The following is a 13916-nucleotide window of genomic DNA, read 5'->3' on the forward strand; positions in this document are numbered from 1 at the left end:
ACGCGGGCGGGGGATGGCTGAGTGAGGCCCAGGCGACAGGTCTAGTCTCGAAGCCGTGACTTCCCACTACGATGTCGTCGTTCTCGGCGCTGGTCCCGGCGGTTACGTCGCCGCGATCCGTGCCGCTCAACTCGGCCTGCGAACAGCGATCGTCGAGCAGAAATACTGGGGTGGCGTGTGCCTGAACGTGGGCTGCATTCCGTCCAAGGCACTGCTGCGCAATGCGGAGCTGGCTCATATCTTCACCAAGGAAGCGAAGACCTTCGGCATCTCGGGTAACGCGACCTTCGACTTCGGCGCGGCGTTCGACCGCAGCCGCAAGGTCGCGGACGGCCGGGTCAAGGGCGTCCACTTCCTGATGAAGAAGAACAAGATCGACGAGTTCGACGGGAAGGGCACCTTCACCGGCCCGAAGTCGCTCTCGGTCGCGCTCACCAAGGGCGGCACCGAGGACATCACGTTCGACAACGCGATCATCGCCGCGGGCACCGAGACCAAGCTGCTGCCGGGCACCTCGCTGTCCGCGAACGTGGTCACCTACGAGGAGCAGATCCTCACCCGTGACCTGCCGGGTTCCATCCTCATCGTGGGTGCGGGCGCCATCGGCATGGAGTTCGCATACGTCCTCAAGAACTACGGTGTGGACGTGCGCATCGTCGAATTCCTCGACCGCGCACTGCCGAACGAAGACGCCGACGTCTCCAAGGAGATCACCAAGGCGTACAAGAAGCTCGGCATCACCATCACCACCAGTGCGGGCGTGCAGTCCATCGAGGACGACGGGTCCAAGGTCACCGTGTCGATCAAGGACAACAAGTCCGGCGCGATCGAGACCGTCACCGTGGACAAGGTGCTGCAGGCCGTCGGCTTCGCGCCGCGCGTGCAGGGCTACGGCCTGGAGAACACCGGCGTGCAGCTCACCGACCGCGGCGCCATCGCGATCGACGAGTACATGCGCACCAACGTCCCCGGCATCTACGCCATCGGTGACGTCACCGCCCTGCTGCAGCTCGCGCACGTCGCCGAGGCGCAGGGCGTGGTCGCGGCCGAGACCATCGCGGGCGCGGAGACCATGTCGCTCGGCGACTACCGCATGATGCCGCGCGCCACCTTCTGCCAGCCGCAGGTCGCCTCCTTCGGCCTCACCGAGCAGCAGGCCCGCGACGAGGGCTACGACGTCAAGGTCGCGACCTTCCCGTTCACCGCCAATGGCAAGGCGCACGGCCTCGGCGACGCGCAGGGCTTCGTCAAGCTCATCTCCGACGCCAAGTACGGCGAGCTCATCGGCGGCCACCTCATCGGCCCCGACGTCTCCGAACTGCTGCCGGAACTGACCCTGGCCCAGAAGTGGGATCTCACGGTCAACGAACTGGCCCGCAATGTGCACACCCACCCGACCCTGTCGGAAGCCCTCCAGGAAGCGATCCACGGCCTCGCCGGCCACATGATCAACTTCTAGCTCTCGAAGACCCTCGGGGGCTTCGCCTCCGAGGCCCGAGGGATTTCGGGGGCCTACCCTCGAACCCCGAAGCGGAGGCCAGTCTCGCGAATCTCAGGGTTTTGTCGCCGAAACCCTGAAGCGGCCCGGTGCCAGCGATTTCCGCTGGCACCGGGCCGCTTTCGTTTTTCCAGCGGTCAGTCCGCCAAGTGCAGGCGGCGGTGGAGGGCGTAGACGCGGTCGGTCAGCTCCGGGAAGGGGCCGGAGACGGGGATGCCCGGGGCCACCTCTTGGATGGCAAGGGGGCGGATGGGCCCCGCGGGGACGCCGAACTCGTTGAGCCACTCCGTGAGTTGGGCGGTCGAGGCCGCGTAGACGATGCGGCCCAGGCCGACCCAGGCGTGGGCGGCCGAGCACATGGCGCAGTGTTCGCCGGAGGTGTAGACCGTGGCCGTCGCCCGGTCCTCGGGGGCGAGGTGCTCGGCGGCCCAGCGGGCCAGCTCGAATTCGGGGTGGCGGGTGGCGTCGCCGCCCGAGACGCGGTTGCGGTCCTCGGCCAGCACCGTGCCGTCGGCGCCGACCAGCAGTGACCCGAACGGCTCATCGCCCGCGTCCAGGGCCTCGGCGGCCAGCTCCACGCAGCGTTCGAGATAGTTCAGATCGATGTCGGCGGACATGCGGCTCCTTACGTGCGGTGGTAGGCGGTCTGGGCCGCTTCGATCTTCGCGATATTGGTTTCGAGGATGTCGATGAGGCCGACGAGCTGGTCGGCCACCTGCGCGCCGAGGTCGGTGAGGGTGTATTCGACGACCGGCGGGATGGATTGCTGGACTTCGCGATTGACCATGCCGTCGCGTTCCAGGGTCTGCAGGGTTTGGGAGAGCATGCGCTCGGAGATGCCGTCCACGCGGCGGCGCAACGCCGAGAACCGGTAGGGGCCCTCGCGCAGTGCGGCCAGGGCGAGCACGCCCCAGCGGCTGGCGACGTCTTGCAGGACCGGGCGCGAGGAGCAGTTGCGGGCGAAGACGTCGGCTTCCAGGGTGGGGTCGTCCGGATAGGACCGGTCGGAAGGCCGAGCGTTCATGAGATTCAGGTTACCTGTGATTCGGGTAGCGGTTCTGGAATAGTATGTGCTTACTATTAGTTAGTGCCAGTAGAACGGCAGTTCATTCCCTGAAACCTGGAGGTAGTCATGACCGTCGCAGTCACCGGAGCAAGTGGACAGCTGGGTCGCCTGGTCGTCGAGGCGCTGTTGAAGGACGGATCGCAGCCGGTGGTGGCGGTGGTCCGCGATCCCGCCAAGGTGGCTGATCTGGCCGCGCGGGGCGTCGACGTGCGGGTGGCGAGCTATGACGATCCGGACGCGCTCGAGCGCGCCTTCCAGGGCGTCGACCGCGTGCTGCTGGTCTCCGGCAACGAGTTCGGTAAGCGCGTCGCCCAGCACACCAACGTGCTGCGCGCGGCCGAGCGGGCGGGCGTGAAACTGCTGGCCTACAGCAGCATTCCGCAGGCCGGCCGCAATCCGCTGATCCTGGCCCAGGAGCACATCGGCACCGAGGCCGCGCTGGCCGGGGCGAGCATTCCGACCGTGCTGCTGCGCAACGGCTGGTACTGGGAGAACTACACCGGCGGCCTGGCGCACGCCATCGAGACAGGTGTGCTCTACGGCGCGGCGGGCGAGGGCAAGGTATCCGGCGCGGCCCGCGCCGATTACGCCGAGGCGGCCGCCCGCGTCCTCACCACCGACGGCCATGAGGGCAAGGTCTACGAACTCGGCGGCGACGAGACGCTCTCGTATGCCGAACTGGCGCAGGTGATTTCGGAGGTGGCCGGTAAGCCGGTCCGCTACCAGGACCTGCCGCAGGCCGACTACGCCGCGGCACTGGAGGGCGCGGGTCTGGACGCCGGCTATGCCGCCGCCCTGGCCGATGCTGACGCCGGTATCGCCGACGGCATCCTGGCCGTCGACTCCGGTGATCTGCAGCGGCTGCTGGGCCGCCCGTCGACCCCGGTCGCCGAGGTCTTCCGGGCCGCGCTGAGCTGATCGAGACACGTACACGGCTGATCGAGTTCGGGGACCGGCAGGCTCAGTACCAGTTGTGGGCCTGCCAGAAGTCCCAGGCGGCATTCGGGCTGCCGTAGCGCGTGACCATGTAGCGGTAGGCCCAGCGCAGCTGGGTGATCGGGTTGAACATCCAGTCCGGGCCCTCGCTGAACATCTTGTGCGCGGGGAGGGCCTGGGCCAGCCCGTAGGCGCCGGACGTCGGATTGATGGCGAAGACCTGCCAGTCGCTCTCGTGCGTGATGATCTGATTGAACGACCCCCACTGGTCCGCGGGCACGATGAAACGCGCCAGTGTCTGCAGAGCCGGTTTGGCGAATCGCTGGGCCGTGCCGACCAGCTGCAGCAGGGACGCCGGGTCCACCGGCAGAGCGGCCGGGAGCGCGGATTGGGCAATGGGGTCGGCGATTTCGGTGCGCGCGTCGGCGGTGGCGACGGCGGCGGTGAGCGGGGCGAGAGCCGCCACGAGCAGTCCGAGGACGGTGGCTCGGAGCGGACGCTTGTCGAGAATGGGCAACGCCTGGTCCTTCCGTGTCGTTCACGAAAAAACAGACCCATATGTCTTCAGTCAGGAACCGACCGTACGCCCTGCCATTTCGCGGGAGGGGTGAGCGACACGCGGTGAAATGGCTGATCGGAGTGAGGACGGCGTCAGCGCGCCCGGCCGAGCAGCAGTTCGCGCTCGGTCTCGTTGGCTGTCAGTTCGGCCGCGCGTCGAAAGGCCATCCGCGCCTCGGCATCCCGGCCCAGCCGGGACAGCAGATCGCCGCGCACCGCGTGCAGCAGGTGATAGTCGTCGAGAGCGCCGGACTCGACGATCGCGTCGATGAGCTCCAGCCCGGCGGCCGGTCCGTGCACCATGGCCACCGCGACCGCACGGTTCAACTCCACGATCGGCGACGGAAACCGTTGCGCCAGCACCGCGTACAGTCCGGCGATGCGCCGCCAGTCGGTCTCGGCGGCGGTGGGGGCGACGGCGTGCACGGAGGCGATGGCGGCCTGGAGTGCGTAGCGCCCGGGCGGAAGGTCCCGCATCCGATTCAGCGTGTGCGCGCGGCCCAGAGCGGTCAGGCCGCGTTCGATCGAGAGCCGATTCCACCGCGACCGGTCCTGATCCGGCAGCAGCACCAGCGCGTTGTCCGCGTCACTGCGGGCGGTGGTGCGGGAAGCCTGCAGTTCGAGCAGGGCCGCCAGCCCGTACGCCTCCGGCTCCTCGGGTAGCAGCCCGGTGAGGATGCGTGCCAGACGCAGTGCGTCCTCGCACAATTCGGCCCGGACCCAGCGCTCGCCGGAGGTGGCGGCGTAGCCCTCGTTGAAGATCAGGTAGATGACCTCGAGCACGGAGTCCAGGCGCGCGGCCAGCTCCGCGCCCGCGGGCACCTCGTAGGGAATCCGTTTGGCCGCGATGGTGCGCTTGGCGCGCACTATGCGTTGCGCCACGGTCGATTCCGGGACCAGATGGGCCCGCGCGATCTCGGCCGTGGTCAGGCCGCCCACCATGCGCAGGGTGAGCGCCGCCCGCGCTGGGGGCGAGAGCGCCGGATGGCAGGCGGTGAAGATCATGCGCAGCAGGTCATCCGCGATGGCCGGTTCCGGTTCGCCGGGCGGCTGCTCGGCCGTGAGCGTCTCACGGCCGAGCAGCTCCAGTTTCCGCGCGAAGTTCACGTCGCGCCGAATGCGGTCCACCGCACGGTGTTTCGCCGTCAGCATGAGCCAGCCGCCCGGATTCGGCGGGACGCCGTCGCGAGGCCACTGTTCCAGCGCCGCCACATGGGCGTCCTGCGCGAGCTCCTCGGCAGTGGCGATATCACCGACCAGGCGGGTCAGGCCCGCCACCAGACGCGGCCATTCGATGCGCCAGGCCGCCTCCACGGCCCGGCGCGCCCGCTCCTGCTGCGGATTCAGTTCTGGCCGTCCAGCTGTCGCACCTCGACCTCGATGTCCCACTCCGGCCCGTGCACCCGCAGGAACCGGGACGCCCACTCGGTCGCCTCCTCCGGCGAACGGGTCTGCAGCACCATGTATCCGCCGATGATCTCCTTGGATTCGGTGTACGGCCCGTCCACGACGGTCTGCACGCCGCCGGCCTGCCGGATCCGGGTGCCCTCCTCGACCGGGCGTAGGCCCGCCGTGTCGAGCAGCACGCCCGCCTTGGTCATCTCCTCGATGATCTCGTTGACCTTGGCGATCAGGTCATCGCCGGGCCCCTCCTCGGGCATCCGGGCGGGATCCAGGCGAATCAGTGCCAGGTATCGCATTGCTCAATCCTCTCGCTGGGCGACTGCATAGCGGACATAGAGGGCGCCACCGTCGAACGACTTCGATTCCAGCAGGTTCAGATTCAGTTCGGTCTTGTCCCGGAACATAGGGGTGCCGGAGCCGATTGTCACCGGATGGATGACGACGCGGTATTCGTCGATGAGCCCGGCGTCGGCAAACCAGTGCACCAGGGTCGGGCTGCCGTAGATGACCAGCGCGCCGCCGTCTTCCGCCTGCAGTTCCGCGATGCGCGCCGCCCCGTCGCTGTCGATGATCCGGGTGTTCGGCCAGCCGGCCGACTCGAGCGTGGTCGAGAAGACGATCTTGTCGATATTCGTGACCCATTCGGCGTGTTCGAGATCGTGTGCCGTGGCCTCCGGGTTGTCCGGAACGCTCGACCAGTGATCGCGCATGCCCTCGAAGGTCTTGCGGCCGTAGATCGTCGTACCGATATCAGCCCGGATGTGCTCGTCGTGGAAGGCGGCGAGGTCCGGACTGTAGGCGCCTAATGTCCATTCCAGTCCGAGCTCGGTGCGCGAGGCCGCGAAGCCGTCGAGGGTCATGTGCTCGAAAGCCACCACTTTTCGCATCGAAATTCCTCTCGTCGAAGTGCCGGGCCGCCGTTCGGCCCTCGACTACTCCTCGAACGGGCCCGGCCGGAATCGACACGTTCGACGGAGGAATCTTTCAGCGGGTTCGGTCAGACCCACTGGACCAGTTGGATGACGATCCCATTGGGGTCGAGGGCCTGGAAGTAGCGCTCGCCCCACGGCTCGGTCTCGATGTGGGTCACGATCGGCACGCCTTCGCCTTGGACGCGGGCGTATTCGGCGTCGATGTCGTCCACGACGAACACCACCAGCAGGCCCTCGCCCGCGCTGCCCGCGATGCGGTCCGGCTTGAAGCTGCCGAGGCCGGTGCGCAGGTAGATGACGTCGAATCCGGCGTCCGGCCGGGTCACGTTGACGAAGCCGTCGGCCGACATCTTCTCGGCGAAGCCGAAGTGGTCGATGAGGAAGGTCGCCGAGGCGATCGGGTCGGGCACGTTCAGGGAGATCGCGGATGCGGTGATGGTGGTCATGAGGCCTCCTACGTGGTGCCGATCAACTCTGTACTAAGTACGCTGTACTTTGTACAGAAAACCTCGACGGGCTGCAAAGTGACGACTGTCACATCGATACGATCAGCGGCGGAGGTGGCGCGAATGGCCGGACGAAGCGGGGAACGCAGCAGCGCGGGGGACCCGGTGCGCACGCTGGAACTGCTGTGGCGCGAGCCCGGATCCGGCGGTTCGGCGCGCGGGCCCAAGCAGCGCACCACCCTCGACGCCGTCATCGCGGCCGCGCTGGAGATCGCCGACGGCGAGGGGCTGGGCGCGCTCACCATGCGGTCGGTGGCGGCCAAGCTGGGCATCACGCCCATGGCCACCTACACCTACGTGCCGGGTAAGGCCGAACTGCTGGACCTCATGCTCGACACCGTCTACCAGCGCATGCCGCGTCACGATCTCACCGGAATGCCCTGGCGGGAACGGGTTTCCACGATCGCCGCCGAGAATCGCGCCCTGCTGGCCGAGCATCCGTGGGTGGCCTACCTGCCGACCACGCGGCCGCCGCTGGGTCCCGGCGTGGCCGCGAAATACGATCACGAGCTGTGCGCGTTCGACGGGCTCGGCCTCGGTGATCTGGAGATGGACGCCGCACTCACCTATGTGCTGGGCTTCGTGACCTCGACCGCGCAGCTCGCCATCGACACCGCGCGGGCCGCGACCGAGAGCGGGCACTCCGATCGCGAGTGGTGGGAGCGGGCGGCCCCGCTGCTGGCGCGGGTCTTCGACGCTCGCCGCTATCCCCTGGCGGCCCGGATCGGAGCGGTCGCGGGGCAGGCCCACGACAGCGCCTACAGCGCGGACCACGCCTACGAGTTCGGGCTGGCCCGGGTCCTGGACGGATTGGCCGCGCTGATCGAAAACCGCAGGCCCTGAGCGCGGCCGGTCGGTTCGGACGATACGCGCAAGAGAGACCGATCGGGACGATGGTCTCAATTTCGCCGCGCGGACCGGGCGATCGCGGGCAGAATTCCACCCATGCCGCGATCAACCCCGGCAATCGTCGCCGTCGAAACCTTCAGTCGGGCAGCGCAGCCGGTGCTCCCGATGGGAGACGGGCTGGTGCTGCGGCCGTGGCTGCGCCGGGACGGGCCCGAGGTGTATGCGGCCTTCCAGGATCCGGCCATTCGGCGCTGGCATGTGCGCACCGCGGACACCGTGGAGGAGGCCGGGGAGTGGGTGGACTCCTGGGCGCGTACGTGGAGCGGTGGCACCGTGGCCAGTTGGGCTGTCGCCGATGGCCGCAGCGGCCGGCTGATGGGCCGGGCCTCGCTGCATCACATGGAACTCGGGCACGGTGAGGCCGAGCTGGCGTACTGGGTGGTCCCCGCGGCGCGCGGCCGCGGCATCGCCCCGCGCACGGTGGAGGCGTTGGTCGGCTGGGCCTTCGAGGTGGCCGGATTCCACCGCCTGGAATTACGGCATTCCGTTCATAACCCCCAATCCTGCCGGGTGGCACACAAATCCGGCTTCGTGCTCGAGGGCATCAATCGCAGCGCGGGCCTGCACGACGACGGCTGGCACGACATGCACCTGCACGCTCGCATCCAGCCCGCCCGCCCCGCCGAACCCGCCTACGCGCATCCCATCCCGCACGCCGAGACCGTTCCCGAAGCCGCCACCCAGCCGGTCTACCGCCTGCGCCGCTGACCCATGCCCGCGGCCGCGGCCGGACGCGCGGCTAGTGGTCGGTTTGGATACGGAGGGCGGTGATGGTGCTGGCCAGGCCCTCGTATTGGTTGGTGAGCAGGACGATTTCGATGAGGCGGCGCTCGTCGTAGTGGTCGGCGAGGGATTGCCAGGTGGCGTCGTCGAGGTCGCGGGTGGTGACCAGCTGATCCACGGCGGTGAGCAGCGCCCGCTCCTTGGCGGACCACCCGGTGGCGGCCGGGCCCTCGCGGAGGCGGTCCAGGATTTCGGCGGTGACGCCCGCGCGGCGGCCCAGCCGGATGTGATGGTCCGTCTCGTACTCGCATTGACGCAGGTGGGCGACGCGCAGGATGACCAGTTCGGACTCGTACCGGCGCAGCTTGCCGCCCGGCATGAGGCGGCCGGAGAAGTGCAGCCATCCCCGGAACAGGCCGCCGGTGCGGCCCAGCGTACTGAACAGATGCGCGTCCTCCGTGCCCGCGGCACGGGAAAGCGCCTGCCAGACAACCCAGTTCACCGGACCGAGCTCCCGCAGACGACCAGGAGCGATGCGTGGCCTCGTCGACACCATTCCCCCAGTCAACACCCTGTCTGAGCCACTCGCCAGACCGACGGCCCGGCGCGGCGCGGATCGGGTCACTCGCGGACCGCCTGGGCGAGTTTGGTGAGCTCCAGTGCGCGGCGCGCGCGGGTGAGGACATGCGCTCGGGAGCTGGTGAGGTGGGCCAGCAGGGTGCGCAGGGCGGTGTCCAGATCTCCCGCGAGCAGGTGCTCGGCAAGGGCGATGTGGTCCTCGGCCATCGCGGCGATCCGCCCGGGCGTGGGCATGTCCAGGGCTCGCACCGGCCGCACCCGGGCGTGCACCGTCGAGAGTGCGTCGGCCAGTGCGGAATTGCCGGCGGCCAGCAGGAGTGTGGTGTGGAATCGTTCGTCGGCGGCGATGAGTTCGGCCCCGGGTTCGGGCGGATGCTCGCGCACGCGCCGCCAGATGTCGAGCTCCCGCTCGACTGCGCCCATGTCGTGCAGTGTGACCGCGGGCCGACTCGCGGGTCCGGGAGCCCGGGCGGTGATCGCATCGACTGGAGCGGTCGGTGCGGCGGGAACCGGCTCGGTCGCATAGGTGTACGCACCGAGTTCGCCCGTGTCGGTGGGTGACCCGGACGGTCGGGGGTGGGCCACAACGACCGGAGACATGGTCGCTACCGGGGGCTCCGGAGGCACGGTCGCTACCGGGGGCTCCGGAGGCACGGTCGCCTCCGGGGGCTCCGGAAGCACGGTCGCCTCCGGGGGCTCCGAAGGCACGGTCGCCTCCGGGGGCTCCGGGAGAAAAGCCACGGCCAGTGGCTCGGGGAGTGCCGCCGCGGTGGCCTGCAGCCGTTGGATTCCTCTGGCTTCCAGGACTATTCGGAGTTCGTAGAGGTCCCCGAGTTCGTCGACCCGGGGGCGGTACGGGTAGAGGCCGTCGGTGTGGCGTTCCAGCAGGCCGTCGGCGAGGAGCCGGGCCAGCGCCTCGCGGACCGGGGTGCGGGAGACGCCGTAGGTCTCGGCGAGGCGTTCCTCGCCGAGACGCTCGGTCGGTACCAGCATCCCGGCCGCGAGATCGCGCTGGAGGGATCGATAGACCCGCTCGGACAACGGAATACGCCCCCTGCGCGCGTTCACGGAGTGTCCGATCAGATCGCCATGGCCTGGCGCACGGCGGATTCCGCGCTCGCGCCGCCCGCCCCGGAGGAGGTGACGCGGCCCGAGCGCAGGACATAGAACTGCTGGGCGGCCTGCAGCGCGAAGCCGATGTGCTGTTCGACCAGCAGCACGCTGAGTCCGCCCCGGCCGGCGAGTTCGATGATGGTGCGTTCGATCTCGGCGACCACCGAGGGCTGGATGCCCTCGGTCGGCTCGTCGAGGATCAGCAGCGCCGGTTCGGTGATGAGGGCGCGGGCGATGGCCAGCTGCTGGCGCTGGCCGCCGGAGAGCAGTCCGGCCTTGCGGGACAACAGCTCCCGCAGCGCCGGGAACAGGTCCAGTGCTTCGTCGATGAGTACCTTGCCGCGTTTGCGGCCGTCGGCCACCACCTGGAGGTTCTCCATTGTGGACAGCTGTGGAAAACTCTGCTGCCCCTGTGGAACGTACGCGAGGCCGCGCTTGACCCGCCGGGACGGCGACATCTTGGTGATGTCCTCGCCGCCGAAGCGGATCCGCCCGGACTTGGCGGGCAGCAGGCCGACCGCGGCACGCAGCAGCGAGGTCTTCCCGGCCCCGTTGTGGCCCATGATGGCCGCCACGCCATTGTCTGGAACCGTCAGGGACACACCGTGAATCACCTCGGTGCGGCCGTAGCCGGTGTGTAGGTCAACGAGTTCCAGCATCCGCGGCCTCCTTCGCCTCGTCCGATTCCTGCTCCGCGCCAATGGATTCAGTAGTGCTGGTCTCAGCGGGCGGCAGCTCGCCGGCCGCGGCGGTGCCGAGGTAGACCTCCTGCACCTTCGGATCGGCCTGCACCTGCTTCACGGTGCCCTCGCTGAGGACGCGGCCGCCCGCGAGCACCGTCACCGAGCTGGCGAATGCGCGCATGAAATCCATATCGTGCTCGACGACGATGACCACCCGCTCACCGCCGATGCGGCGCAGCAGGTTTCCGGTCTCCTCGCGTTCCTCGGCGCTCATGCCCGCCACCGGTTCGTCCAGCAGCAGCACCGAGGCGTTCTGCACCAGCAGCATCCCGATCTCCAGCCACTGTTTCTGACCGTGCGCGAGCACCCCGGCAGGTTTGTCGCGCAGCGCGGCGAGCCCCGTGGTCTCGAGCGCCTCCTCGATGGCGGGCAGCACCGACTTGCGCCGGCGCAGCAGGGTGAGCACGGAACGTCCCGCGCCCGCGGCGATATCGAGGTTCTGCAGCACGGTGAGCTGTTCGAACACACTCGCCGTCTGGAAGGTGCGGCCCACCCCGAGCCGGGCGATCTGATGCACCTTGCGGCCGATCAGCTCGGCGCCGGTCTTCTGCGCCGAACCGGTCGCGGGCACCAGGCCGGTGATGGCGTCGATGAGGGTGGTCTTACCCGCGCCGTTGGGTCCGATGAGGAAGCGCAGATCGCCCTGCAGGACGGTCAGATCCACGTCGGAGACGGCCTTGAAGCCGTCGAAACTCACGGACAGGCCGCGGACTTCGAGGTATTCGCTGTCCATTCCGGCGTTGCCGCCGATTTTCGGTTCGGGTACGGTCATCGCGCTTCCACCCTCTGCTCGGCCTCGGCCGCCTCGGCCTTCGGCTCGGCCTCGGCCTCGGCCTCGATCTCGGGCTCGGCGGCCGGTTCCGGTGCGGCGTCGGGGGCCGTCGTGGGCCGCAGCCGCTCCAGCAGCTGCTTGGCCATGGGCCCGAATCCGGCCAGCCCGGCCGGAATGAAGCCGACCACCACGATGAACAGCGCACCCTGGAAGTAGGTCCACGCCGACGGGAAGTGCTCGGAGAACGTGGTCTGCGCCCAGGCCACGCCGATCGCGCCCAGCACCGGCCCGAGCAGGGTGGTGCGGCCGCCGATGGCGACGCCGATGAGGAAGGCGATGGACGGGACGACACCGATGTCGGCGGGGGAGATGATGCCGACGATCGGGGTGAACAATGCGCCCGCGATGCCCGCGAAGAACGCGGCCACCACATAGGCGACGATCTTGATATTGGCCGGGTCGTAGCCGAGGAAGCGAACCCGTTCCTCCTGATCACGCACGGCGACGAGCAGTTCCCCGTACCGGCTGCGCATGAGCTGGCGTGCGATGGCCACCACGATCAGCAGCGTGCCCGCCGCGATGAAGAACAGCATGCGCCGGTTCACCGGATCGTCCAGGCGGAAGCCGAAGAACGAGCGGAAGTCGCTCAATCCGGTGAAGCCGCCGATGGTCTGCTGTCCGGTGAGCAGGATCGCCAGTGCCGCGGCCAGCGCCTGGCTCAGGATGGCGAAGTACGCGCCCTTGACCCGGCGCTTGAACACCCCGAAGCCGAGCACCGCGGCAATGGCGGCGGGCAGCACCGCGATCGCCAGGAGCGCCACCGGCGCCGACTCGAAAGGCCGCCAGTACGAGGGCAATTGGTCCACACCCGCGATGGTCATGAACTCCGGCACATCCTCGTGCGCCTTGGCGGCATCGGCCATCTGCATGTGCATGGCCATGATGTATGCGCCGATGCCGAAGAACACGCCCTGCCCGAGGGTCAGCATGCCGCCGCGGCCCCACGCCAGGCCGATGCCGACCGCGACGATGGCGAAGCACAGGAACTTGGCGAGCAGGCTCAACCGGAAGTCGGTGAGCATCGCCGGTGCGAGACCGAACAGGACGATGGCGGCGATGACGAAGCCGCCCAGGGCTTTCAGGGAAGAGTTGGCACCCAGCCGCTGGATGGTGGTCATGCCAGACTCCTCGTCCGGACGGTGAACAGGCCCTGCGGGCGCACCTGCAGGAAGATCACGACCACAACGAAGACGATCACCTTGGCAACCGTCGCGGTGGTCGAGTATTCGACGAACGAATTCAGCAGACCCATGGCGAAGGCCGCGATCACGGTGCCCTTGATCTGCCCGAGGCCGCCGATCACGACCACCAGGAAGGCGTCCACCAGATACGACTGCCCGATGGTGGGGCTGGTGGAGCCGATCAGGGTCAGGGCCACACCGGCCACCGCCGCCAGCCCGGAACCGATGAAGAAGGTGCTCACATCGGTGAGACGTGAAGAGACGCCGGAGGTTTCGGCCAGGCTGCGGTTCTGCACCACCGCCCGGATGCGGCGGCCGAGCGGCGTCGTCTCGAGCACGGTGGCCAGTGCGATCACCGCCACCACGGCCAGCACCATGATGAAGATGCGGGTCTTGGGCACCACGGTGCCCGCGATGGTGAGGCCACCGGTCAGCCAATCCGGCGCGACCACGTTCTTGGCGGGCGCGCCGAAGATGTCCCGCACCGCCTGTTGCAGGATCAATCCGACACCGAAGGTGACCAGCAGGGTGTCCAGGGGTCGGTCGTACATCCAGCGGATGAGCCCCATTTCCAGGGCCGCGCCCAGCAGGCCGCCGACCAGGAAGCCGACGAACAGTGACACGATCAGCGCCACGCCCGTCGCCGAGATCAGTTGTTCCACAACGTAGGTCGTGTAACACCCGGCCATGATGAATTCACCGTGCGCCATATTGATGACGCCCATCTGACCGAAGGTCAGCGACAGACCCAGCGCTGCGAGCAGCAGGATCGAGCCCAGACTCAGCCCCGTGAAGAGCTGTCCGACAGCCGCTGTGTTCAATGTGCCCTCCGCTTCGCTCCAGGCAGGGATCGATTGTCTGTTTGTTTCATATCGATTGGCTCTCGGTTGGTCGCCGTACGGCTGGTGTGGCACAGGTGCCGCACCAGCCGCCCCT

At 68.5% G+C, this 13916-nt stretch carries 17 protein-coding genes and 1 pseudogene; 4 read left to right on the forward strand and 14 right to left on the reverse strand.

The window, feature by feature from the left end; genetic code table 11:
* Positions 1-55 precede the first annotated feature (55 nt).
* Positions 56-1459 carry a dihydrolipoyl dehydrogenase gene (gene lpdA, locus ABZ909_RS30645; protein ID WP_357006394.1) on the forward strand — a complete coding sequence of 468 codons (1404 nt, stop codon included), beginning with the start codon at positions 56-58 and terminating at the stop codon, positions 1457-1459.
* A 176-nt stretch (positions 1460-1635) separates the two neighbouring features.
* Here the strand turns inward: lpdA and ABZ909_RS30650 are convergent, their stop codons facing one another.
* A complete protein-coding gene (locus tag ABZ909_RS30650; protein WP_357006396.1) occupies positions 1636-2115 on the reverse strand; it encodes a nucleoside deaminase in 480 nt (159 codons plus the stop codon).
* Positions 2116-2123: 8 nt separating this feature from the next.
* Entirely contained in the window at positions 2124-2522 is a 399-nt protein-coding gene (locus ABZ909_RS30655; RefSeq protein WP_357006399.1) for a helix-turn-helix domain-containing protein, read from the reverse strand.
* A 108-nt stretch (positions 2523-2630) separates the two neighbouring features.
* On the opposite strand from ABZ909_RS30655, the gene ABZ909_RS30660 reads away from it, so the two are divergent.
* On the forward strand, positions 2631-3482 hold the full coding sequence (locus ABZ909_RS30660; RefSeq protein WP_357006402.1) for an SDR family oxidoreductase: 852 nt from the start codon (positions 2631-2633) through the stop codon (positions 3480-3482).
* 43 nt (positions 3483-3525) lie between these two features.
* Here ABZ909_RS30660 and ABZ909_RS30665 read toward each other — a convergent pair whose 3' ends face one another.
* The 5 genes from ABZ909_RS30665 to ABZ909_RS30685 form a co-directional block, all read right to left on the reverse strand.
* Positions 3526-4017, reverse strand: a complete 492-nt coding sequence (locus tag ABZ909_RS30665; RefSeq protein ID WP_357006405.1) for a transglycosylase SLT domain-containing protein — start codon at positions 4015-4017, stop codon at positions 3526-3528.
* A 134-nt stretch (positions 4018-4151) separates the two neighbouring features.
* Positions 4152-5372, reverse strand: a complete 1221-nt coding sequence (locus tag ABZ909_RS30670) for an RNA polymerase sigma factor (RefSeq protein WP_357006408.1) — start codon at positions 5370-5372, stop codon at positions 4152-4154.
* 29 nt (positions 5373-5401) lie between these two features.
* Positions 5402-5758: a YciI family protein gene (locus tag ABZ909_RS30675; RefSeq protein WP_357006411.1), complete on the reverse strand. Its 357-nt coding sequence runs from the start codon at positions 5756-5758 to the stop codon at positions 5402-5404.
* Positions 5759-5761: 3 nt separating this feature from the next.
* Positions 5762-6349 (reverse strand): dihydrofolate reductase family protein, encoded by a 588-nt coding sequence (locus ABZ909_RS30680; RefSeq protein WP_357006414.1) that lies wholly within the window; start codon positions 6347-6349, stop codon positions 5762-5764.
* A 110-nt stretch (positions 6350-6459) separates the two neighbouring features.
* The gene (locus ABZ909_RS30685) at positions 6460-6840 is read right to left on the reverse strand and encodes a VOC family protein (RefSeq protein WP_357006417.1); all 381 of its coding nucleotides are present in this window, start codon (positions 6838-6840) and stop codon (positions 6460-6462) included.
* Between the two features lie 123 nt (positions 6841-6963).
* Here ABZ909_RS30685 and ABZ909_RS30690 point away from each other — a divergent pair, with 123 nt between their 5' ends.
* Both ABZ909_RS30690 and ABZ909_RS30695 read left to right on the forward strand, forming a co-directional pair.
* Entirely contained in the window at positions 6964-7743 is a 780-nt protein-coding gene (locus tag ABZ909_RS30690; protein ID WP_357006420.1) for a TetR/AcrR family transcriptional regulator C-terminal domain-containing protein, read from the forward strand.
* Positions 7744-7845: 102 nt separating this feature from the next.
* A complete protein-coding gene (locus tag ABZ909_RS30695; protein ID WP_357006423.1) occupies positions 7846-8517 on the forward strand; it encodes a GNAT family N-acetyltransferase in 672 nt (223 codons plus the stop codon).
* Positions 8518-8548: 31 nt separating this feature from the next.
* Here the strand turns inward: ABZ909_RS30695 and ABZ909_RS30700 are convergent, their stop codons facing one another.
* From ABZ909_RS30700 to urtB, 7 genes and pseudogenes are all read right to left on the reverse strand, one after another.
* Entirely contained in the window at positions 8549-9088 is a 540-nt protein-coding gene (locus tag ABZ909_RS30700) for a carboxymuconolactone decarboxylase family protein (protein ID WP_357006426.1), read from the reverse strand.
* Positions 9089-9153: 65 nt separating this feature from the next.
* Entirely contained in the window at positions 9154-9711 is a 558-nt protein-coding gene (locus ABZ909_RS30705) for an FCD domain-containing protein (RefSeq protein ID WP_357006744.1), read from the reverse strand.
* Positions 9712-9888: 177 nt separating this feature from the next.
* Positions 9889-10179 (reverse strand): annotated as a pseudogene (locus ABZ909_RS30710) (GntR family transcriptional regulator); the annotation flags it as partial.
* A gap of 11 nt (positions 10180-10190) precedes the next feature.
* Positions 10191-10883: an urea ABC transporter ATP-binding subunit UrtE gene (urtE, locus tag ABZ909_RS30715; RefSeq protein ID WP_357006429.1), complete on the reverse strand. Its 693-nt coding sequence runs from the start codon at positions 10881-10883 to the stop codon at positions 10191-10193.
* Positions 10867-11739, reverse strand: coding sequence for an urea ABC transporter ATP-binding protein UrtD (gene urtD / locus ABZ909_RS30720; RefSeq protein ID WP_357006432.1), 873 nt, complete (start codon positions 11737-11739; stop codon positions 10867-10869). The genes urtE and urtD overlap by 17 nt, the downstream gene beginning before the upstream one ends.
* Positions 11736-12917: an urea ABC transporter permease subunit UrtC gene (gene urtC, locus ABZ909_RS30725; RefSeq protein WP_357006435.1), complete on the reverse strand. Its 1182-nt coding sequence runs from the start codon at positions 12915-12917 to the stop codon at positions 11736-11738. The genes urtD and urtC overlap by 4 nt, the downstream gene beginning before the upstream one ends.
* On the reverse strand, positions 12914-13801 hold the full coding sequence (gene urtB, locus ABZ909_RS30730; RefSeq protein WP_357006438.1) for an urea ABC transporter permease subunit UrtB: 888 nt from the start codon (positions 13799-13801) through the stop codon (positions 12914-12916). Before urtB ends, urtC begins: the two co-directional genes overlap by 4 nt.
* Positions 13802-13916 lie beyond the last annotated feature (115 nt).

It is taken from the genome of Nocardia sp. NPDC046763 (assembly GCF_040645495.1).
In the GTDB taxonomy this organism is placed as follows: domain Bacteria; phylum Actinomycetota; class Actinomycetes; order Mycobacteriales; family Mycobacteriaceae; genus Nocardia.

What these genes read in the sequence shown, in the direction of transcription:
- ABZ909_RS30650 (WP_357006396.1), bottom strand. Translation starts at nt 2,115, where the DNA reads ATGTCCGCCGACATCGATCTGAACTATCTCGAACGCTGCGTGGAGCTG.
- ABZ909_RS30655 (WP_357006399.1), bottom strand. Translation starts at nt 2,522, where the DNA reads ATGAACGCTCGGCCTTCCGACCGGTCCTATCCGGACGACCCCACCCTG.
- ABZ909_RS30660 (WP_357006402.1), top strand. Translation starts at nt 2,631, where the DNA reads ATGACCGTCGCAGTCACCGGAGCAAGTGGACAGCTGGGTCGCCTGGTC.
- ABZ909_RS30675 (WP_357006411.1), bottom strand. Translation starts at nt 5,758, where the DNA reads ATGCGATACCTGGCACTGATTCGCCTGGATCCCGCCCGGATGCCCGAG.
- ABZ909_RS30680 (WP_357006414.1), bottom strand. Translation starts at nt 6,349, where the DNA reads ATGCGAAAAGTGGTGGCTTTCGAGCACATGACCCTCGACGGCTTCGCG.
- ABZ909_RS30685 (WP_357006417.1), bottom strand. Translation starts at nt 6,840, where the DNA reads ATGACCACCATCACCGCATCCGCGATCTCCCTGAACGTGCCCGACCCG.
- ABZ909_RS30690 (WP_357006420.1), top strand. Translation starts at nt 6,964, where the DNA reads ATGGCCGGACGAAGCGGGGAACGCAGCAGCGCGGGGGACCCGGTGCGC.
- ABZ909_RS30695 (WP_357006423.1), top strand. Translation starts at nt 7,846, where the DNA reads ATGCCGCGATCAACCCCGGCAATCGTCGCCGTCGAAACCTTCAGTCGG.
- ABZ909_RS30700 (WP_357006426.1), bottom strand. Translation starts at nt 9,088, where the DNA reads ATGGTGTCGACGAGGCCACGCATCGCTCCTGGTCGTCTGCGGGAGCTC.
- ABZ909_RS30705 (WP_357006744.1), bottom strand. Translation starts at nt 9,711, where the DNA reads ATGTCTCCGGTCGTTGTGGCCCACCCCCGACCGTCCGGGTCACCCACC.
- urtE (WP_357006429.1), bottom strand. Translation starts at nt 10,883, where the DNA reads ATGCTGGAACTCGTTGACCTACACACCGGCTACGGCCGCACCGAGGTG.
- urtD (WP_357006432.1), bottom strand. Translation starts at nt 11,739, where the DNA reads ATGACCGTACCCGAACCGAAAATCGGCGGCAACGCCGGAATGGACAGC.
- urtC (WP_357006435.1), bottom strand. Translation starts at nt 12,917, where the DNA reads ATGACCACCATCCAGCGGCTGGGTGCCAACTCTTCCCTGAAAGCCCTG.